This window comes from Janthinobacterium sp. SUN128 (assembly GCF_030587275.1).
In the GTDB taxonomy this organism is placed as follows: Bacteria; Pseudomonadota; Gammaproteobacteria; order Burkholderiales; family Burkholderiaceae_D; genus Janthinobacterium; species Janthinobacterium lividum.
The window spans coordinates 2163218-2182144 of record NZ_JAPWHY010000001.1; the positions used below are offsets into that span (position 1 = coordinate 2163218).

Consider the following 18927-nt stretch of genomic DNA (forward strand, 5'->3'; position numbering starts at 1 on the left):
GCAGGATTACGGCCCGGCAAGGGACATCAGGCAGCCATTTCCTGGGGCTGGGCATTCACATGGGCCATGGCGCGGCGCAAGGCTTCGGCCATCTCGCACTGGGCCTGGGCTTCGGCGGCCGGAGCTGCCTGGGCGGCAGCGACCGTGTTGACCGTGCCGTCCTGGCCCAGCACCACGTCGAGCGTGCTGTCGTCGCGCAGCAGGTCGGCCATGCTCGGCAAGGTGATGCCGGCCTTGGCCGCATCCTTGGCGTCGACGTTGAAATACACGTCCGTCATGTCGACCGTCTTGCCGTCGGCCAGGGTGGCGCTGCTGCGCTCGAGGTGCAGATTACTGTTGGCGTCGAGGAACGGCAGTTCCGTGTAGCTCACCGCCAGGCTGGCTACGCCGGCGTCGTGCAGCGACATCAGCTCGCCATCGTCCGTCACGCCATTGCTGTTGGCGTCGCGCCAGATGCGCAATTCGGCAAACTTGTCATCGTGCGCATCGACCACGCCGTCGCCGTTCGAGTCATAGCTGGACAGCTTGGCAAAGCCCGTGCCCTTCTCGTTGCCGCCGAACAGTTCCGAGATATTGTCGATCTTGCCATTGCCATTGCTGTCGATGGCCAGCAAGCCGTCCTGAGCCGAGACCCAGCCCGTCTGGATGGCGCTGCCCGTGCCCAGCAAGTCGAAGCTGCCGTGGAAGTCGGCGCGGGCGATCGTGTGCACGCCGTCACCGTTGAGGTCGATCACGATGGGCGTGATGGCCGCGTCCCAGCTCATGTCGTTCTGGCCCGACGCCAGCTTCAGGATATCCGTGTAGACCACGTTGGACAGGGTGCCGTTGCTGTTGACGTCGGAATCGATGTTGTCATTGCTGCCCACGTTCTTGGCGCCCCAGCGCCAGCTGTTCATGGCGTAACCGGCATGCATCACATTGCTCTTGTCGAATTTGAGCGAATAGCTGCCCGGATCGAGGTTGCTGAACAGATAGTTGCCGCTGGCATTCGTGTAGGTGGTAGCCAGCAAAGCGCCGCTGCCGGAGTACAACTGCACCTTGATGTTGGCGATGCCTGCCTCGTTGTAGTCCTGCACGCCATCATGGTCGGCGTCGCGCCATACCTTGTCGCCCAGGCTGGCCTTGCGGTAGATGCCCGCATCCCAGCTCATGTCGTTCTGGCCGGCGGCCAGGTTGATCAGGCCGGAACGCCCCGTGCTCGTATCGACGTCGGAATCGGCCGTGTCGCTGCCCACATTGGCCTTGGTGTAATAGAAGCCCGATGGACGGACGACTTCCACCTTGTAGCCGCCGGCGACCAGCTTATCGAACAGATAATTGCCACTGGCATTCGTCGTTGTCGTGGCGATGATCTGGTTACTGGCATTGAGCAGGTTGACCTTCACGCCCGCCACGCCCAGTTCGCCCGCATCCTGCACGCCGTTGTAGTTATTGTCTTCCCACACGCGGTCGCCGATGCTGCCGGTGACAGGCGCGCATTTGACCAGGCCGGCATCCCACTCCAGCTGGACGTCGCCCGATTTCAGCGCGATCCAGGTAGTGGTGAGGCCGGTGGCCGGATTGACATCCGAATCGGTGGCGTAGCCGCCCACATCCGCCTTGGTGAAGGTATAGCCGGCCGGTGGCACGAAGCCCAGATAGTAATTGCCGGGGACCAGGTTGCTGAACAGGTAGTTGCCGCTGGCATCCGTGGTGGCGCTGGCCACCACGGCACCCGAGGCGTTGTACAGATTGACTTTCACGCCGCCGACACCCGCTTCGCCCGCATCCTGCGTGCCGTTGCCGTTGGCGTCAAACCACACGCGGTCGCCAATGGCAGCCGTTTTGTACAAGCCCGCATCCAGGTCCTTGTAATTCTGGCCGGCGGCAACCGTCACCAGGCCGCTCTGGCCTGCGGCATTGATGTCGCTGTCGAGCGCATCATTGCCGCCCGCATCCTTGACCGTGGTCAAATAGCCTGGCGGCGCGACGACGGCGATCGAATACGTACCCGGATCGACATTGAAGTTGTAATAGCCGGTGGCGTCCGTCAAGGTCGAGCCGATCACGCTGCCGGCCGCGTTTTTCAGCTGCACCGTGACGCCGCCGATGCCGGCTTCGCCCGCATCCTGCACGCCGTTCAAGTTGGCATCATGCCAGACGCGGTCGCCCAGGGAGGCCGGCAGCGCAACGATGCCCGCATCCAGGCTATGGTTGCTGTCACCGGAAGCAAGCAGCACTTGCGCCGTCTTGCCGTCGATGGCGCTGGCATCGGAATCGCGCTGGTCGTCGCCGCCCTGGTCCTGGCCCGTAAAAGCGTAGCCGGCTGGCAAGGTGGTTTTATCGAACTGCACGCTGTAGGCGCCCGGCTTCAGATTCGTGAACAAATAGTTGCCATTCGCATCCGTGACGAGCGGGCTGCCGACGGCGTTGCCCGACGCATCGAGCAAGGTTACTTTCACACCTGCGGCGCCCGCTTCACCCGCATCCTGCACGCCATTCTTGTTGGTATCGAACCAGACCCGGTCGCCCAGCTCGGCCGTGCGGTACAGGCCCGCATCGAGGGTCAGGTTGGTCTCGCCCGGCGCCAGGGTGACGGGCGCCATCTTGCCGCTGGCATCGATATTGCTGTCCTTGCCCGTATCGCCGCCCTGGTTCGCTGCCGTCGGCACATAGCCGGCGGGCGCCACCACAGTCACCGAATAGGTGCCCGGATTGACGTCGAAGTGGTAGCCGCCGGTCGCGTCCGTCGTGGTGGAGGCCACCACATTGCCGGCCGTATCCTTGAGTTGCACGACTACATTGGCGATGCCCGCCTCGCCCGCATCCTGCACGCCGTTGGCATTCTTGTCTTCCCACACGAAATCGCCCAGGTGGGCCATCGGCACCTTGAAGGTCAGGTAATGGGGCGCCAGGCTCAGGTCTTGCGCATTGCAGCCTTCCGTGCCGCCATCATCGCGCACCTTGAAACCGAGGTCGAAGTCGCCAGCGACGGTCTGGCTCGGCACGAAGACCAGGTGGCCCGCGCGGATATCGTCGATGGAAATTTCCGTGCCCACCGCGACGGCCACGCCATTCAGCAAGACCTGGCCCGCCGTGGTGGTATTGGTGATGACGACGGACTTGAAGTCGTTGTTCTCGACGTCGTCGTGGAAGCCGAAATCGCTTTCGCTCAGCACGACGCTGGCGCCGTCGACCAGCGTGAAGGTCTTGTCGGCCGCATCGGGCGCGTCATTGACGGGATCGATGATGACTTGCAGGCTCAGCTGGACGATGTCGCCATTGCCCTTGTCGATCGTTACCTGGATGGTCGAGAAGCTGCCGTTGTAGTTGGCGGCCCAGTCGCCGGGACGCACGTACACGGTGTCCGCGTCGAGCATGCCGAACAGCGGCGTGTTCTCCGTCGATTCCGTATCGTCCGGCAACAAAACCGTAAAATTCTTGATATTCAGTTCGCCTTGCACCGAGTAGCCGGCCTGGATCAGCAGGTCGCGGATATCGAAATTCTTGTTGATGTCTTCGCAGACGTGGACCGTGGTCGACAGGTTGTACGTAGTCATGCGGCCTCCTGACGGCATGCCACGGCGGCGGCAGGAGCGGAAATACGGGGGGCCAGGGCGCAATCAGCCTGGCCGCGCAAAGCGGCGAATGTATACATAGGTGGGCTTCCAAGAAAGAACTTGTTTAAAAAATGAAGCCGGCAGATCTTGTATACAGTTTCGAGGGACACAGGAGCCAGACGACGCAACCACGCAGCAGGGGGTGATTGTATTTCTGATATTTAAGTTGTCGCAATTATATCCAATATATTTTCAAAAGCAAATTAATTTCCATCAGCGCTAATAAAATTTTTATAATTTTTGTGCATTTCCAGCGCCGCCGCTGCTGCCGTCGCGGGCCTGAAAATACATACGCCTTCTCGGCCCGCACCACAATCGCCTACAATCTCGGGATGAATCAACTTACCCTCGTCTTGCCCTTCGCCTTGCCCAATGCCGAACTGGCTGCCGACCTGCTCAAGGTCTTGCAGGCGCCCGCGCTGGCGGCGCTGCTGTCGCGCACCTCCGATTGCAATTTAGAAACCTTTGACAATGCCAACCGCCTGCTGCCGCACGAAGCGTGGCTGGCGCATGCCTTGGCCCTGTCGCCCGCGCCCAATGGCGAAGCGGCGCAAGCGGCCTTTGCGGCCCAGGCCATGCGCGGCTACGGCCTCGTGCCGGAACCGGGCGCGCGCTACTTCCTGCTGCATCCGGCCCACCTGGCCATCGCCCGCAGCCATATCAGCCTGGAAGACTTGCGCCAGCTCAAGCTGAGCGAGGCCGATGGCCGCACCTTGTTCGATACGGCGCGTCCGTATTTCGACGAAATCGGCCAGCCTCTGTCCTATGGCGACGCGGGCACCTGGTTCATGCGCGCCGATGGCTGGAACGATTTGCAGTGCGCTACGCCGGATGCCGCCACCACGCAAGACCTGTCCGTGTGGATGCCGGAAGGCGAGCATGCGCGCGCCGCGCGCCGCCTGCAGAACGAAGTGCAGATGCTGTGGCATGAACATCCGGTCAACGCGACGCGCGAAGAACGGGGCTTGAAAGCCATCAACTCGTTCTGGATCTGGGGCGGCAGCCTGGCTGCACCTGCACCTGCGCGCTGCGCGGCCAGCCTGCATACGAAGGACGCGCCGGGCTGGCTGGCCGCGCTGGCGGAACCGGCGCAGCGCGATGCCAGTCCAAACAGTGTGCTGGCAAGCCAACAGGACGCGATTGTCGTGCTGGGGGGATTGACCGAAGCGGCGCAGGCGCAGGAGTGGGGCATGTGGCTGCAGCAGTTGCAAGCGCTGGAAGCGGACTGGTTCGCCCCGCTGCTGGCGGCCCTCAAGGATGGCCGCCTGGGCCAGCTGCGCCTGGTGCTGAGCCACCGCGACGCCTGGCTAGCCTGCACCACCAGCAAGCATGCGCAGCGCAAATTCTGGCGCGCGATTACCCTGAACAAGTTGAAAACATCATGACCCGTACCCGCATCGCCACCCGTCCCTGCCCCTACCGCGAATCCGAACTGCTGCGCCAGGGCGGCATCCACCCCGTGCTGGCCCGCTTGTACGCGTCGCGCGGCCTGTCCGACGCGAAAGAACTGTCGATTGAGGCAAAGGACTTGATACCGCCGTCCGGCTTGCTGCACATCGGCGCGGCCGGCGTCTTCCTGGCCGACGCAATTGCTGCCAAGAAACGCATGGTCATCGTGGCCGATTACGATTGCGACGGCGCCACCGCCTGCGCCGTCGCCATCCGCGGCTTGCGCGCCATGGGCGCCGACGTCGATTTCATCGTGCCCAACCGTTTTGAATACGGCTATGGCCTGACGCCGGAAATCGTCGAGCTCACCGCCCGCGAAAAGTCGCCCGACATCATCATCACCGTCGACAACGGCATCGCCAGCATCGACGGCGTGGCCGAGGCCAACCGGCGCGGCATCCAGGTGGTCGTCACCGACCACCATCTACCGGCCGACACCCTGCCCGACGCGGCCGTCATCGTCAACCCGAACCAGCCCGCCTGCGGTTTTCCGTCGAAACACCTGGCCGGCGTGGGCGTCGTGTTCTACGTGCTGCTGGCCCTGCGCGCGGAAATGCGCCGGCGCGGCATCTTCGATGCGCAAACGCAACCCAAGCTCGACAACCTGCTCGACCTGGTGGCGCTGGGCACGGTGGCCGACGTGGTGCGCCTCGATACCAACAACCGCATCCTCGTCGCGCAAGGCCTCAAGCGCATGCGCAAAGGCAATATGCATGCGGGCGTGGCGGCGCTCTTTCGCGTGGCGGGCCGCGAAGCGCGCAGCGCCACGCCGTTCGACCTCGGTTTTGCCCTGGGACCGCGCCTGAATGCGGCCGGCCGCCTGCAGGACATGTCCCTGGGCATCGAATGCCTGGTCACGGACGACGAAGGCCGCGCCTGGGAGCTGGCCCAGCAACTCAACGACATCAACCTGAAACGCCGTGAAATCGAGGCGGAAATGCAGGATACGGCCCTGCTGCACCTCGATGCTTTCGAACCGGCCAACAGCAGCACCATCAGCGTCTTCGACGAATCCTGGCACCAGGGCGTGATCGGCATCGTCGCCTCGCGCCTGAAAGAAAAATTCTACCGCCCGACGATCACGTTTGCGCCCGGTGCCGACGGCTGGATCAAGGGTTCGGGCCGCTCGATCCCCGGCTTCCACTTGCGCGACGCGCTCGACCTCGTGTCGAAACGGGCGCCCAGCCTGATCGACAAGTTCGGCGGCCACGCCATGGCGGCGGGCCTGACCATCCGCGCCGACGCCTTCGACGCCTTTTCCCAGGCCTTCGAAGCCGTCGGCCAGGCCTGGCTCAGCCAGCAACAGCTGGAGCGGGTCGTGGAAACGGACGGCCCGCTGGAAGACGCCTACTACACGACAGCCTTCATCGAACTGATGGACGGCCAGGTGTGGGGCCAGGGCTTCGCCCCGCCCGTCTTTTGCGATGAATTCCGCGTCGTCAGCCAGCGCATCTTGAAAGAACGCCATTTGAAACTGCTGCTGGAAAAGAACGGCGTGCGTTTTGATGCCATCTGGTTCGGGCATACGGACGCACTGGGCGAACGCACGCGGGTCGCGTTCAGGCTCGATGCGAATGAATACAATGGCACGACCAAAGTACAACTTATGGTGGAGCACGCCGAGCCTGTGTAGTGACACCTGACACAACCTGCTGCGCGTCGGCATAGGTCGCCTGCGATGCTCACCGTACTGGAAGTACGGTTGCGCTTCTCGACCACCTCTTCCTTCCGCTCGCTACGGTTGTGTCAGGTGTTGCGACGTTTGCGGTCTTATTGCCGTGTCTCATACTTTTACCTGGAGCAATGTCGCATCAAACCACTGAGGAAGCTGGAACCGGCCTCCACTCCACCTGAAAGCAGCTCCATGTTGACCGGCCTGAACCACCTCACCCTGTCCGTGCGCGACCTGACGCGCAGCATCGTCTTTTACCGCGACACCTTGGGTCTGCGCCTGCATGCGCGCTGGGACAGGGGCGCGTATCTGTCGGCCGGGGATTTGTGGCTGTGCCTGTCGCTGGATGGTCAGGACACGGCCGCGCTGGCCAGCCCGGCCTATACGCACTACGCGTTTTCCATCGAGCCCACCGACTTCGCTCCGTTTGCCGCCCGCCTGCGCGCCGCCGGCGTGCCCGAATGGCAGCAAAACCGCAGCGCCGGCGAATCCCTGTATTTTCTCGACCCGGACGGCCACCGGCTGGAAGCCCATGCTGGCAGCCTTGCGCAGCGGCTGGCGGCCTGCCGCGCAGCGCCGTATCAGGGCATGGTGTTCGAGGATTGAGACCGGCAAGATCGAATATTCAGTAAATTCGTTAAATTCATTATAAAACAAAAATGCAAGCGCCGTTGCTGTGAAAAAACACCGTCACGCCTCGATACACCTCTGATAACCTTGCTTTTAAGACTTAATCAGGCTGACAAGGTTCCATCGATCCATAGGCAAATTTGCCACATTTTATTGCATAAATAAAAATATTGATTGAAAATAGTTAACATTTATTTGGCAAATTCACTAAAATCGATGACGCATCAGGAAATTCCCAATGATGCATGATCAGTTTTGAGGGCAAACCCGTCGAAAGGCGGGGACGCAAAGCCACCGGCCTACCGCGCGCAAGCGCCACGGCAGCGGGGCTGCCAATGCAGGGCCGGGACCGCCAGCGCGCGGCGCCAGCCTGGAAGCATTGTCGAGATGTGGCCCTCGCCCAACTCGGAGAGTTTCGCCATGAAAAAAAACATTCCCCCGCATCACCGTCACGGGCGCCTGCTGCTGGGCGCCACAGCCGCCCTCCTGCTGGCCGCTTGCGGTCCCGGCCAGGAAACATCGACACCGCCTGCCGCCATCGCCACGGCCGCGACACAGTTCACTGTCGAGGTGCCCGTCATCCCTCCTGCCGTCGGCGCGCTGGTGGCGCAACCGATGTTCCATGCGGCCCCGGCCCTGCTCGATGCGCCTGACGGGCGCGACAGCGCCAACAGCAGCGGCTCGGCCCACTGGCGGCCGCACTTGCAAAACGTGCCCGGCGCCATGCGGGAAATGACCACGCGCCGCCTGACGGCGCAAAAAATCGCCGCCTCGGAACAGGCGGCACAGGATATCGCCCCCTTGCTGGACGGCGGCGGCGCGAGCGACATCGCCGCGCCCATGGCCGGCAGCAGCGTGGTGGCGACCTATTCTCCCGCGCAAATCCGCGCCGCCTACGACTTGCCCGCCTTGCCGGCGGCCGGCACGGCGCTGACGCCAGCCCAGGCGGCCCAGCTGGGCGCGGGACAGACAATCTACATCGTCGACGCCATGCACAATCCGAACGCGGCGGCCGAACTGGCCATCTTCAACCAGAAATTCGGCTTGCCCGGCTGCACCACCAAGGCTATCGCCACGAATGCCACCCTGCCCCTGCCGCCCGCCCCGGCCAGCGTCTGTGAATTTTCTGTTGTCTACAACACGCCATCGAGCACCATGACGGCCACGGCGCCCGCCTATAACTCGGGCTGGGCCATGGAAATCGCGCTCGACGTGCAGTGGGCGCATGCCACGGCGCCGCTGGCGCGCATCGTGCTGATCGAGGCGCCCGACGCTTCCATCAACAGCCTGCTGGGCGCCGTGCGCCTGGCCAACCAGATGGGGCCTGGCGTCGTGTCGATGAGCTTTGGCGCCGCCGAAGGCAACTGGACAGCTTCCGTCGACAGCGCGTTCACGGGCAAGAACATGAGCTACCTGGCCGCCACGGGCGATTCGGGCAGCGGCGTGTCCTGGCCGTCCGTGTCGTCCAACGTGCTGGCCGTGGGCGGCACCACGCTCAGCTACAGCGGCAGCGGCGTGCGCAGCGAAACGGCCTGGTCCGGCACCGGCGGCGGCATCAGCGCCTATACGGCACTGCCCACCTACCAGACGGCCAGCGTGCCCGGACTGACCAACTTGCTGCGCCGCAACGTGGCGGACGTGGCCTTCAATGCCGACCCCGCCACGGGCCAGTACACGGCCGTGATGACACCCGGCAGCAGCACCGCCAGCTGGCTCAGCATCGGCGGCACCAGCCTGTCCACGCCGCAATGGGCCGGCCTGGTCGCCATCGCCAACGCCAGCCGTGCGCTGCAGGCGAAGACGGCGCTCGGCTTGCCGCACAGCATCTTGTACGGCCAGATCGCCAGCGTGCCCGGCACCTTCGCCAGCAGCTTTGCCGACATCACGCGCGGCAGCAACGGCACGTGCAGCGTGTGCACGGCCAGGGTCGGCTATGACCCGCTGGGCGGCCTGGGTACGCCGAACGTGAAAAGCCTGCTGGCCGGCCTGTCGGGCATGCAGACCGCACCGGCCGCGCCCGTGGTGGCGCCGGCCAGCATCAGCGGCGCGGCCGGCAAGCCGCTGTCGTTCACCGTCTCGGCCAGCGCTTCGAATCCACTCAGCTACACCATGCTGGGCGCGCCGGCCGGCATGAGCATCGCCGCCACGGGCGTGGTCAGCTGGGCCGCCCCCACTGCGGGCACGTATGCCGTGACCATGGTGGCCAAGGATAGCGTCAGCGGCCTCAGTGGCCAGGGCGTGTACGCCATCGTCATTACCCCCGTCGCGCCGCCCGTCGTGGGCGCCGGCGCCATCACGGGCAAGGTTGGCACGGCCCTGGCGTTCAATGTCAGCGTCTCCGCCCCCAATCCCGTCAGCTACACGCTGGGCGGCGCGCCGGCCGGCATGACGATCAGCAGCGCCGGACTGGTGAGCTGGGCCTACCCGGTGGCCGGCACCTACGCCGTCACCGTGACCGCCACGGACAGCAAGACTGGCTTGAGCGGCAAAGGCATCTATACGGTGGCCATCGCCGCCCCGCTGCCCCCCGTCGTGACCGTGGCCAGCGTGAGCGGCAAGCCGGGCGTGGCCCTGTCGTTCGCCGCCACGACGGTGGCGCCCAACCCAGTCACCTACAGCCTGTCGGGCGCGCCATCCGGCATGGCCGTCAGCGCCGCCGGCGTCGTCAGCTGGGCCAGCCCCGTGCTGGGCAGCTACAGCGTGACCATCATCGCCAAAGATACCAGGACGGGCTTGACGGGCCAGGCCGTGGCCGCAGTGAAAATCGCCGCCGCCGGTCCCACGATCAGCGCCGCCGCCATGACGGGCGTGGCCGGCAAGGCCATGAGCGGCAGCATCGTGCTGACGGCGCCGGGCGCGAACGCCCTGTGGATCTCCATCCTCGGTGCGCCGCTGGGCATGCAGTTTTCCATGAGCGGCATGACCATCACGGCCCGCTGGCCCCTGCCGGTGACCGGCAGCTATACGCTGAGGGTCATGGCGCTGGACAGTAACGGCTTGACGGCGCAGCTCAACGTCCCCATCACCGTCACGGCAAGATAAGCGAACGGGGCCCGCCAACGGGGCGCACCGGGACACCTGTCCTGCTGCGCCCCGTTTTGCATGCGCGCGGCCGTTGCGGAAAATCCGGAAAAGGAGTATAAATAGTCCACATACAGAGTTTTAACGAAGGACATGTCATGAATCTCGCCTACGCCTATCCCAAGAGCCGCTTCGAACCGGCCGTGCTCGTCGACCTGAATGCCAAAGCCGAGCGCGAGCGCTTGTCGCAAGCGGCATTGAAGGGTTTTTTCAAGCTGGCCGCCGCCTGGAAACTGCGCGACGACGATGCGCGCGAATTGCTGGGCGGCCTGTCCAGCAGCGCCTATTACGAGTGGAAGAAGCACCCGGACCGCGTGCTGGAAGTGGACCGCATCACGCGCATTTCCTACTTGCTGGGCATCTACAAGGCCTTGCACATCCTATATGGCGACAAGCTGGCCGACGAATGGGTGAGTTTGCCCAACAAGAATCCCGTGTTTGGCGGCCGCACGCCCCTGTCGCAGATGCTGGCCGGCGGCTTGCTGGCCATGCAGACGGTGCGCAAGCTGCTCGATGCGCGCCGCGGAGGGTTGTAATGGTGGCGACAGTCCCGCATACACAGCTGCCGCCGCTGGCCGCCTTGCGCCAGATCGACACTTGCCGTTTGATCCCCTCGCGCTTCGCCGACATGGAAGACTCCGTGCTGGCGCCCCTGGCCGAGGACGACGAGCACCTGCGCGAGCTGTTCGAGCTCGATAATGCGACCAACGCGCGCCTGGTGGCCGAGTACGGCGGCGCGCCAGGAATTGGCGTGGACGAGCTGGTTTTTGGCGTGCCGCACTTTCGCATCATCAACGCCGCCTACACCTATGCCCGGCCGGAAGGGGCGCGTTTCAACGATGGCGAACGGGGCGCCTGGTATTGTGCCTTCGACATGAAAACGGCCCTGGCCGAGATCATTTTCCACAAGACCGTGGAATACCAGGAAATCGACTATTTCGACGACAGCGTCAATTACCAGTCGCTGCTGGCCGATTTTTCCGCCAGCTTCCACGACTTGCGCGGCCAGGAGCGCTATGCGGCCTGCCTCGATCCGGCCAGCTACATCGCTTCGCAAGACCTGGCCGCCATCCTGCTCGAAGCCGGTTCCATGGGCGTCATCTTCCCCAGCACCCGGCTGGCGGGCGGCACCAACCTGGCCTGCTTCCGCCCTGCCCTCGTGGGCAATGTTCGCAAAGGCGCCGCCTATCGGTTAACATGGCGGGGTACGCCGACGCCGCAGGTGGAAGCCTTGTAAGGCAACGCAAGCGCGCAACGGCCCCCGACTCACCGCAACCTGATATTTCGCATGCAAACCAATCCTGAAAAAGACACCGAACTGCGCCTCAAAGTGAACAGCGAAACGGCCCGACTGGCCTGGAGCGAGCTGGAAAAGCATTTCGCCCAGGGCAACGTCGTCTGGGTCGCCAATGAGCTGGATCTGGTCGAAGTGGCCGTGCGCATCTCGCACGACGACAAGGCCACCATCACGCAATGGATGGCCGATGGCAAGGTCGCCAAGGTGTCGGACCAGCAGGCGCTGGACTGGCAGGCGGCCGACGCCGCGCTGTGGGCCGTCGTCGTCAGCCCCTTCATTCTGGTGCAGCAGGAAAAGCCCACCAGACATTGATGCTTGCACGCTGCGCTCGACGTAAGGAAAATGTGCGGCCAACTAAATTTGGCACTTAATTTAGTCATCCGATGCTATCATCGGTCTGCCTACTTATGGAGGGCGGCATGAACTTTATCAATATTCAACCAATTAGCTACTTGAAGACGAACACCAGCGACGTGGTCAAACAGGTGCTTGAGACGCATGACCCGGTAGCCATCACGGTGAACGGCAGAGTTCAGGCCATTGTTCAAGACCCTGTCAGCTATCAAAAGACTCAAGATCAGCTTGCCATGCTCCGCATCCTTGCTCTCGGCCGTAAGCAGATTGAGGAAGGTAAAATCATTGACCATGATGACGTTGTGGCCCTTCTGGAAGCTGAAGACGGCGACAATTGATTACACAAATGAAAATCATTTGGACGCAGTACGCCTTGAACGATTTGCAAGACATTCGCTCCTATCTGAAGCAGAACGAATCCCTTGCTTTTACCAGGAAGGTGACGCAGGAGATTCTGGCTGAAGTCAATTCTCTCAAAGACTGGAACATGAAAGGTACCTTTGTTCCTGAACTTGAAGACCTTCATTTGACGACTCACCGCCAACTGTTGGCCGGCCAGAATCGCATCATCATCGAGTATGGACATAACGATATCGTTTATGTTCATATGATTGCCCATACCAGCCGTGACCTGGAAGCATTGATACGCCGTCGCCTGCTCACTGCGTAATGCGGAGGATGTGACAATGCGCAGCAAGCGCATTGTCAGCGCACTCTCAACTTGCCTCAGTGCCCTCCTCCCAGATACGCCGCGATCACCTTCGGATCGGTTTTGAGACTCTCGGCCGGCCCATGCACGGAAATGCTGCCGTTTTCCAGCACGTAGCCGTAATCGGCCACGTTCAGGGCGGCGGCGGCGAATTGCTCGACCAGCAGCATGGTCACGCCTTCCGCCTTCAAGCGCGTGATGATGCGGAAGACTTCTTCCACCAGAATCGGCGCCAGGCCCATCGACGGCTCGTCCAGCAGGATCACTTCCGGGTTCAGCATCACGGCGCGGGCCATGGCCAGCATCTGCTGTTCGCCGCCCGACAAGGTGCCGGCCAGCTGGTCGCGCCGCTCCTTCAGGCGGGGGAACAATTCCAGCGCCTTGTCCAGGTCGCCCTTGATGTCGCCTTTCGGGCGCGAGCGCGTAAAGCGGGGGAAGGCGCCCAGCAGCAGGTTGTCCGTCACCGACATGGAAGCGAACACGCGCCGGCCTTCCGGCGAATGGGCCAGTCCGGCACGGGCGATGCGGTGAGAATCGAGGCCCGTGACATCCTTGCCGCCCAGCGTGACGGTGCCGGATTTCGGTTTCAGCATGCCGGAAATGGCGCGCATGGTGGTGGTCTTGCCGGCCCCGTTCGAGCCGATCAGGGTCACCAGCTTGCCCTTCGGGACGTCGAGCGAAATGCCGTGCAGGACTTCGACTTTGCCGTAGGCGGCGTGCAGATTATGAATGGTCAGCATGGTCTTCCTCTCAGTGCGCCGCTGGCGCCAGGGTTTCGGCGCTGCCGCCCAAATAGGCTTCGATCACTTTCGGATCGCTCTGGACAAGCGCGGGCGCGCCTTCGGCGATCTTCTGGCCGAAGTCCAGCACCGTCACCACGTCCGACAGGGCCATCACCACGTCCATGTGGTGCTCGATCAGGATGATGGTGATGCCGTGCTCGCGGATCTTGCGGATGATGGCCATCAGCTCCTTGATGTCGGGCGCCGTCAGGCCCGCCGCCGGTTCATCGAGCAGCAGCAGACGCGGGTTGAGGCCCAGCGCGCGGCCGATTTCCAGAAGCCGCTGCTTGCCATACGGCAGATTGCGCGCCTCCTCGTTGGCCAGGTCCGCCAGGCCCACGAACTCGAGGATGCTGGCGGCCCGCTCGCGCGCGGCCTTCTCTTCGCGCTTGTAGCGGGGCGTATGCAGCATCACGTCCAGCACGTTCGATTTGAAGGTATTGTGCAAGCCCACCAGCACGTTTTCCGTCGCCGTCATCTCGCCGAACAGCTGCACGTTCTGGAAGGTGCGCGCCACGCCGCCCAAGGCGATCTCGGACGGCGTGCGGCCGGAGATCACGGCGCCGGCAAATTCCACCTTGCCCGCCGTCGGCTTGTAGATCCCCGTCAGCACATTCATCATCGTGCTCTTGCCCGAGCCGTTCGGCCCGATCAAGCCGTGCACGGAACCCTGCGTGACGTTCAAGTCCACCTGGTTCAGCGCTTTCAGGCCGCCGAACTGCATCAGGGCCTGGTCCACACGCAGCAGGGTCGCGCCCTGCTGCCCGCCCTGGGCGTGGTCGAATGGCGCCACGCCGTGCGAAGCGACGGCTTGCACATGGCGCCGGCCCTTGCCGATAAAGCTCATCAGGAAGCCGACGATGCCATCCTGCAGGTAGTACACGACAAATAAGGTCATCAGGCCGAAGATGGTCAAACGCCAGTCGACCATGTTTTCCAGCTTGTACGAATACGCAGCCAGGCCGATGGTGGCCACCAGGGGCACGAGCACGCCGCGCACGGTGGAACGCTTCTTCGCCAGCATGAAGGCGGAACCGATCACGCCCAGCACGGCGGCGGCCACGGCGATCTTGCGGAACAATTCGATGTCCGACAGCAGGCTGGGCAGCATGACGACGATCAGCGCGCCGATCAGGGCGCCGGAACGCGTCTTGCGCCCGCCCATGATGACGGCCAGCAGGAACAATATCGTCAGCTCGAAGTTGTAGGTATTGGGCGAGATGTATTCTTCCGAATACGCGTACAGGCTGCCGGCCAGGCCCGCGAAACCGGCGCTGATGACGAAGGCATATACCTTGTAGCGGTACACGGAGACGCCCATGCAGTCCGAGGCGATGGGACTGTCGCGCAAGGCTTCGAACGCGCGGCCCAGGTTTGATTTCAGGATGCGGTGCACCACCACCAGCGAGATCACCAACAGCGCGGCGACCATGTAGTAGTACTCTACCTCGCTCAACTTGTGGCCGAACAGGACGGGCTTGTGGATCTTGATGCCCATCGGCCCTTCCGTCAGGAAGCTCATTTCATTGATCAGGATTTGCACGATGGTGCCGAAGGCCAGGGTCACCATGGCCAGGTAGGGCCCCGTCACGCGCAGGGCCGGCAAGGCCAGGATGGCGCCAAACACGGCCGCGCCAAGGATGCTGGCGGGGATGGCCAGCCAGAACGACACGCCCAGCTTGAACACCAGCACGCCCGTGACGTACGAACCGATGCCGAACAGGCCCGCATGGCCCAGCGACACCTGCCCCGTATAGCCGACGACGATATCGAGGCCGAACAGCAGGATGGCGTAGATCAGGATGGTCTCGGCCAGGTGGATATAGTAGGGATTCGGGATGACGATGGGGAATAGCGCGAGCACGGCCAGGCCCGCCGCGCTCAATGCCAGCATGGTGATTTTCTTGTTCATGTCGTCCTCAGACTTTCTTGATCGCGGCTTTGCCGAACAGGCCGGACGGCTTGATGGCCAGTACCAGCAGCAGGAGCAGCAGGCCGGGCACTTCCTTGTAGCCGGTGGAGATGTAATAGCCGGTGGTGGTCTCGGCGATGCCCAGTATCAGCCCTCCGACGATGGCGCCGACGCCCGACGTCAAGCCGCCGATGATGGCCACGGCAAAGGCTTTCAAGCCCAGCGACGCCCCCATGGTGGCCCCCGTCAGTGTCAGCGGCGCCACCAGCACGCCCGCAAAGGCGGCCGTGGCCGACGACAGCGCGTAGGAAAACGTGATGACCATGCCCGTGTTGATGCCCATCAGGCCGGCCGCGTCGCGGTCGTTGGCCGTCGCCACGACGGCCTTGCCGTAGATCGATTTGCGGTTGAACACTTCGACGGCCAGCATGATCGCCAGCGCGCCGACGATGACGGCCACCTGCATCTGCTGCACATTGGCGCCAAACACCTGGAACGGCGCGGCCGACAGCGGCGACGGGAACATCAGGTCATCCTTGCCCCAGATATTTTCCGCCACGTTCTTGAAGATGATGGCCAGCGCGATGGTCGACATGATCCAGCCGAATTCGGACTTGATCTTGATGGCGGGCCGCACGCCTATCCATTCGACAAACACGCCCTGCAAGGCGCCGAAAACGATGACGATGGGGATCATCAACAGATAGCTCATGTAAGGGCCGCCGTGGATGGTGCCCACCAGGGAGAGGCCCACGAGCGCGCCCAGCATCAGGGATTCGCCCTGGCCGAAATTGAGGGTGCCGGAAGTGGCAAAGGTCAGCTGGTAGCCGAAGGCGATGACGGCATAGATCATGCCCAGCGCGATGCCGCTGAAGACGAGCTGCAGGAAGATTTCCATGGTATTCCCCGGAAGACGAAAGATGAAAAAATGGCCAGTCCTGATTCCTCAAGGCTGGCCACTGCGCGGCGAATGTCTGCCAGGCTTATTTCGCGAGGACGACTTTGCCGTCCTTGACTTCACCGAAGACTGTCAGGTCGGCCGTGATCGCCTCATGGTTGGTTTTGCTGAACGGCTTGTTGTAGGTGGTGACGGCGCCTTCCACTTTTTCATTCAGGTTTTCCAGCGCGGCGCGTACTTTCGGACCATCCGTGCCGCCGGCCTGCTTGAAGGCCGCAGCCAGCAGGTAGATGGAATCGTAGCCTTGCGCGGCCGAGACGGCCGACGGCATGCGTCCGCCCGATGGCTTGTAGGCGGCCACGTAGGCATCGATGAAGGCCTTGCGCTTCGGCGTGCTGGCATCCTGGATGAAGGTTTGCGGCATGCGCGTGCCATTGCCGTTCTTGCCCGCGTTGTCGATGAAGTTACCCATGGCCAGGGTCCAGCTGCCGATCAGCGGCACTTTCCAGCCCAGTTTTTCCATGCCGTTGGCGATCTGCGCCAGTTCCGGACCGATGCCGTAGGTCAGCACGACTTCCGCGCCCGCCTGCTTGGCTTTCAGCAGCTGGGCCGTCATGTCGACGTCCTTGATGTTGTATTTTTCCACAACGACGGGCTTGATACCCTTCTTGTCGAGTGCCTTTTCCAGGTCTTCGCGGCCCAGCTGGCCATAGTTGGTGGAGTCGGCCAGGATCGCCACTTTCTTGAACTTGCGGTTCTCGACCGCCTCATGCACGATCATGCCGGACTGGATGGTGTCATTGGCCGCATTGCGGAAAATGTAGTTTTCCGGCTGGTCGGCGAACTGCTTGGTGACGATGGAGCCCGTCGCCACATTGTTCATGACGGGAATTTTCGCTTCCTGATAGAAGCGCTGCGAAGCCAGGGCCACGCCCGTGTTGATGTAGCCGACGGTGGCGGCGACCTTTTCCTTGTTGATGAGCTCTTGCGCGATCTGCACGCCGCGTTCATTCTTCGCTTCGTCATCGCGCTCGATCAGCAGCAGGGAACGGCCCAGTACGCCGCCCTTGGCATTGATTTCAGCAACAGCCAGCTTGACGCCGTCGCGCATCGACACGCCCATCGGCGCGGAACCGCCCGTAAACGGACCGGACACGCCGATCTTGATGGGGTCGGCTGCGACTGCCGCCTGCGAGAAACCCAAAACCAAACTTGCCACGAGCAATTTCTGTTTCAAATTCATTGTCATCTCCTCTGATACAACGTTTTTAATGCCACTTATTTTTATAGTCGTACGCTGGATAACCGCCCCATCGATAAATCATTGTAGGTGAGTAAACATGCACCAGCAACAACTACATATGACGCGTCGCAACATGCGGAAAAGCCGCAATTGCAGGCCTGTTGTCAGTCTTTTGTAAGGAAAATATGGCGCAAATTGGCGCACCTTGCGCCATCGGGCAACAGTCCTGTGGCAAAACGCGACAGGCAAGCAGACGAGCCCGGCGATTCCTCTGGTCGCTGATCTGGCGCAATACTGCTACGCCTCAGAATGCTAACGTCGGCCATGCCAGCGCGTGCGCGCCGGTCCAACCAGCCACTGCTACCGCATGGAGGCCATATGCCGCGCCCGTCGAACTCGTTCATTCCCCCCCCGCTACTTGGCATCATCGCCAGCCTGCTGCTGGGCGGCTGCGCCACCGACCTGGCGCCCGTGCGCACCTTCGCCGAACAGACGCAAAAGATGTCGCTGCACTTCGAACCCATGCTGGCGGGCGGCGTCCACAGTTGCATGGACAAGGCCATGCGCAAGCGCCTGATCCTGGCAGAACGTTTCGATGCGCAAGCCAGCGAACAGGCGGCGCGCGCCGATTGCGCCGCCGTCGCACAAGCCACAGCGTCGGTCGCCAGCCTGAACGACCTCCTGCTGCGCTATGCCCACACCCTGGCGGCGCTGGCCGATGACAAGCTGCCCGTCTACCAGGAAGAGCTTGGCGGACTCGGCGATGCGCTGGGCGGCCTGGAGCAGCCGGGCGGCGGCGCGCCCCTGCTCGATGCGGAAAAGCTGTCGAAAGTCGTCAAATTGAGCCAGCACCTGAGCCGCCTGGCCACGCAGCGCCTGCAGAAATCGGCCTTGCGCGAATTGCTCGACGAGCAGGAGGCCGTCGATATCGTCAGCAATGCGCTCAAGGAATATGCCCAGCGCAGCTACCGCGCAAGCTTGCAGGATGAATTGCGCGACCTGGCCCTGCTGCGCGGCGCCGTCGATAACGCCGCGCCGCGCGAACCGCTGGCCGCCAACTACATCCGCACGCGCTTGCATCTGGAAGGCCGGCAATTGCAGGAACGGGAAAAGATCGTCGCCGCGTATGTCGCCGCCGTCGGCGCGCTGCAAGCCAGCGTGGCCGCGCTGCGGGCCAATCTCGACCGCCTGCAGGCGCCCGAACTGGAACGGCAGCTGGCGCAGTTTTCACGCGACGTCGAAGCGCTGCAGCGGCAAGCGGCGTTCTATGCCCCCGCCCGCTGGTAAGCGGCGCACACAGG

At 62.9% G+C, this 18927-nt stretch carries 15 protein-coding genes and 1 riboswitch; of the genes, 10 read left to right on the forward strand and 5 right to left on the reverse strand.

What is annotated here, in order from left to right; translation table 11 throughout:
- Positions 1-26: 26 nt before the first annotated feature.
- Entirely contained in the window at positions 27-3539 is a 3513-nt protein-coding gene (locus O3297_RS09840; protein ID WP_305048551.1) for an SdrD B-like domain-containing protein, read from the reverse strand.
- 392 nt (positions 3540-3931) lie between these two features.
- Here O3297_RS09840 and O3297_RS09845 point away from each other — a divergent pair, with 392 nt between their 5' ends.
- The 9 genes from O3297_RS09845 (at position 3932) to O3297_RS09885 (ending at position 12752) form a co-directional block, all read left to right on the forward strand.
- Positions 3932-4984 (forward strand): hypothetical protein, encoded by a 1053-nt coding sequence (locus O3297_RS09845; RefSeq protein ID WP_305048552.1) that lies wholly within the window; start codon positions 3932-3934, stop codon positions 4982-4984.
- Positions 4981-6681 carry a single-stranded-DNA-specific exonuclease RecJ gene (recJ, locus tag O3297_RS09850; RefSeq protein ID WP_305048553.1) on the forward strand — a complete coding sequence of 567 codons (1701 nt, stop codon included), beginning with the start codon at positions 4981-4983 and terminating at the stop codon, positions 6679-6681. The genes O3297_RS09845 and recJ overlap by 4 nt, the downstream gene beginning before the upstream one ends.
- Positions 6682-6912: 231 nt before the next feature.
- Positions 6913-7326, forward strand: coding sequence for a fosfomycin resistance glutathione transferase (fos, locus tag O3297_RS09855; protein WP_305048554.1), 414 nt, complete (start codon positions 6913-6915; stop codon positions 7324-7326).
- 274 nt (positions 7327-7600) lie between these two features.
- Positions 7601-7687, forward strand: a riboswitch (cyclic di-GMP riboswitch).
- 83 nt (positions 7688-7770) lie between these two features.
- A complete protein-coding gene (locus O3297_RS09860; RefSeq protein WP_305048555.1) occupies positions 7771-10392 on the forward strand; it encodes a putative Ig domain-containing protein in 2622 nt (873 codons plus the stop codon).
- 137 nt (positions 10393-10529) lie between these two features.
- On the forward strand, positions 10530-10967 hold the full coding sequence (locus tag O3297_RS09865) for an MbcA/ParS/Xre antitoxin family protein (RefSeq protein ID WP_034755432.1): 438 nt from the start codon (positions 10530-10532) through the stop codon (positions 10965-10967).
- Positions 10967-11668 (forward strand): RES family NAD+ phosphorylase, encoded by a 702-nt coding sequence (locus tag O3297_RS09870; protein ID WP_151096193.1) that lies wholly within the window; start codon positions 10967-10969, stop codon positions 11666-11668. Before O3297_RS09865 ends, O3297_RS09870 begins: the two co-directional genes overlap by 1 nt.
- A gap of 51 nt (positions 11669-11719) precedes the next feature.
- Positions 11720-12040 carry a DUF2288 domain-containing protein gene (locus tag O3297_RS09875; protein WP_070254191.1) on the forward strand — a complete coding sequence of 107 codons (321 nt, stop codon included), beginning with the start codon at positions 11720-11722 and terminating at the stop codon, positions 12038-12040.
- A 107-nt stretch (positions 12041-12147) separates the two neighbouring features.
- Positions 12148-12420 carry a type II toxin-antitoxin system Phd/YefM family antitoxin gene (locus O3297_RS09880; protein WP_092606866.1) on the forward strand — a complete coding sequence of 91 codons (273 nt, stop codon included), beginning with the start codon at positions 12148-12150 and terminating at the stop codon, positions 12418-12420.
- A gap of 8 nt (positions 12421-12428) precedes the next feature.
- The gene (locus O3297_RS09885; protein WP_092605374.1) at positions 12429-12752 is read left to right on the forward strand and encodes a type II toxin-antitoxin system RelE/ParE family toxin; all 324 of its coding nucleotides are present in this window, start codon (positions 12429-12431) and stop codon (positions 12750-12752) included.
- Positions 12753-12808: 56 nt separating this feature from the next.
- On the opposite strand, the gene O3297_RS09890 is transcribed toward O3297_RS09885, so the two are convergent.
- The 4 genes from O3297_RS09890 to O3297_RS09905 all read right to left on the reverse strand — a co-directional run bounded on the left by O3297_RS09890 (position 12809) and on the right by O3297_RS09905 (position 17626).
- Positions 12809-13531, reverse strand: coding sequence for an ABC transporter ATP-binding protein (locus O3297_RS09890; RefSeq protein WP_230521286.1), 723 nt, complete (start codon positions 13529-13531; stop codon positions 12809-12811).
- A 10-nt stretch (positions 13532-13541) separates the two neighbouring features.
- A complete protein-coding gene (locus O3297_RS09895; RefSeq protein WP_305048556.1) occupies positions 13542-15485 on the reverse strand; it encodes an ATP-binding cassette domain-containing protein in 1944 nt (647 codons plus the stop codon).
- Positions 15486-15492: 7 nt separating this feature from the next.
- Positions 15493-16383: a branched-chain amino acid ABC transporter permease gene (locus O3297_RS09900; protein ID WP_034782923.1), complete on the reverse strand. Its 891-nt coding sequence runs from the start codon at positions 16381-16383 to the stop codon at positions 15493-15495.
- Between the two features lie 85 nt (positions 16384-16468).
- Entirely contained in the window at positions 16469-17626 is a 1158-nt protein-coding gene (locus O3297_RS09905) for an ABC transporter substrate-binding protein (RefSeq protein ID WP_070254187.1), read from the reverse strand.
- Between the two features lie 378 nt (positions 17627-18004).
- On the opposite strand from O3297_RS09905, the gene O3297_RS09910 reads away from it, so the two are divergent.
- Positions 18005-18913 carry a hypothetical protein gene (locus O3297_RS09910; protein ID WP_305048557.1) on the forward strand — a complete coding sequence of 303 codons (909 nt, stop codon included), beginning with the start codon at positions 18005-18007 and terminating at the stop codon, positions 18911-18913.
- The last annotated feature ends 14 nt before the right edge of the window (positions 18914-18927 follow it).

Excerpts from the sequence above, each read along its gene's own strand:
- O3297_RS09840 (WP_305048551.1), bottom strand. The coding sequence starts at position 3,539 with ATGACTACGTACAACCTGTCGACCACGGTCCACGTCTGCGAAGACATC.
- O3297_RS09845 (WP_305048552.1), top strand. The coding sequence starts at position 3,932 with ATGAATCAACTTACCCTCGTCTTGCCCTTCGCCTTGCCCAATGCCGAA.
- recJ (WP_305048553.1), top strand. The coding sequence starts at position 4,981 with ATGACCCGTACCCGCATCGCCACCCGTCCCTGCCCCTACCGCGAATCC.
- fos (WP_305048554.1), top strand. The coding sequence starts at position 6,913 with ATGTTGACCGGCCTGAACCACCTCACCCTGTCCGTGCGCGACCTGACG.
- O3297_RS09860 (WP_305048555.1), top strand. The coding sequence starts at position 7,771 with ATGAAAAAAAACATTCCCCCGCATCACCGTCACGGGCGCCTGCTGCTG.
- O3297_RS09865 (WP_034755432.1), top strand. The coding sequence starts at position 10,530 with ATGAATCTCGCCTACGCCTATCCCAAGAGCCGCTTCGAACCGGCCGTG.
- O3297_RS09870 (WP_151096193.1), top strand. The coding sequence starts at position 10,967 with ATGGTGGCGACAGTCCCGCATACACAGCTGCCGCCGCTGGCCGCCTTG.
- O3297_RS09875 (WP_070254191.1), top strand. The coding sequence starts at position 11,720 with ATGCAAACCAATCCTGAAAAAGACACCGAACTGCGCCTCAAAGTGAAC.
- O3297_RS09880 (WP_092606866.1), top strand. The coding sequence starts at position 12,148 with ATGAACTTTATCAATATTCAACCAATTAGCTACTTGAAGACGAACACC.
- O3297_RS09885 (WP_092605374.1), top strand. The coding sequence starts at position 12,429 with ATGAAAATCATTTGGACGCAGTACGCCTTGAACGATTTGCAAGACATT.
- O3297_RS09890 (WP_230521286.1), bottom strand. The coding sequence starts at position 13,531 with ATGCTGACCATTCATAATCTGCACGCCGCCTACGGCAAAGTCGAAGTC.
- O3297_RS09895 (WP_305048556.1), bottom strand. The coding sequence starts at position 15,485 with ATGAACAAGAAAATCACCATGCTGGCATTGAGCGCGGCGGGCCTGGCC.
- O3297_RS09900 (WP_034782923.1), bottom strand. The coding sequence starts at position 16,383 with ATGGAAATCTTCCTGCAGCTCGTCTTCAGCGGCATCGCGCTGGGCATG.
- O3297_RS09905 (WP_070254187.1), bottom strand. The coding sequence starts at position 17,626 with ATGAATTTGAAACAGAAATTGCTCGTGGCAAGTTTGGTTTTGGGTTTC.
- O3297_RS09910 (WP_305048557.1), top strand. The coding sequence starts at position 18,005 with ATGCCGCGCCCGTCGAACTCGTTCATTCCCCCCCCGCTACTTGGCATC.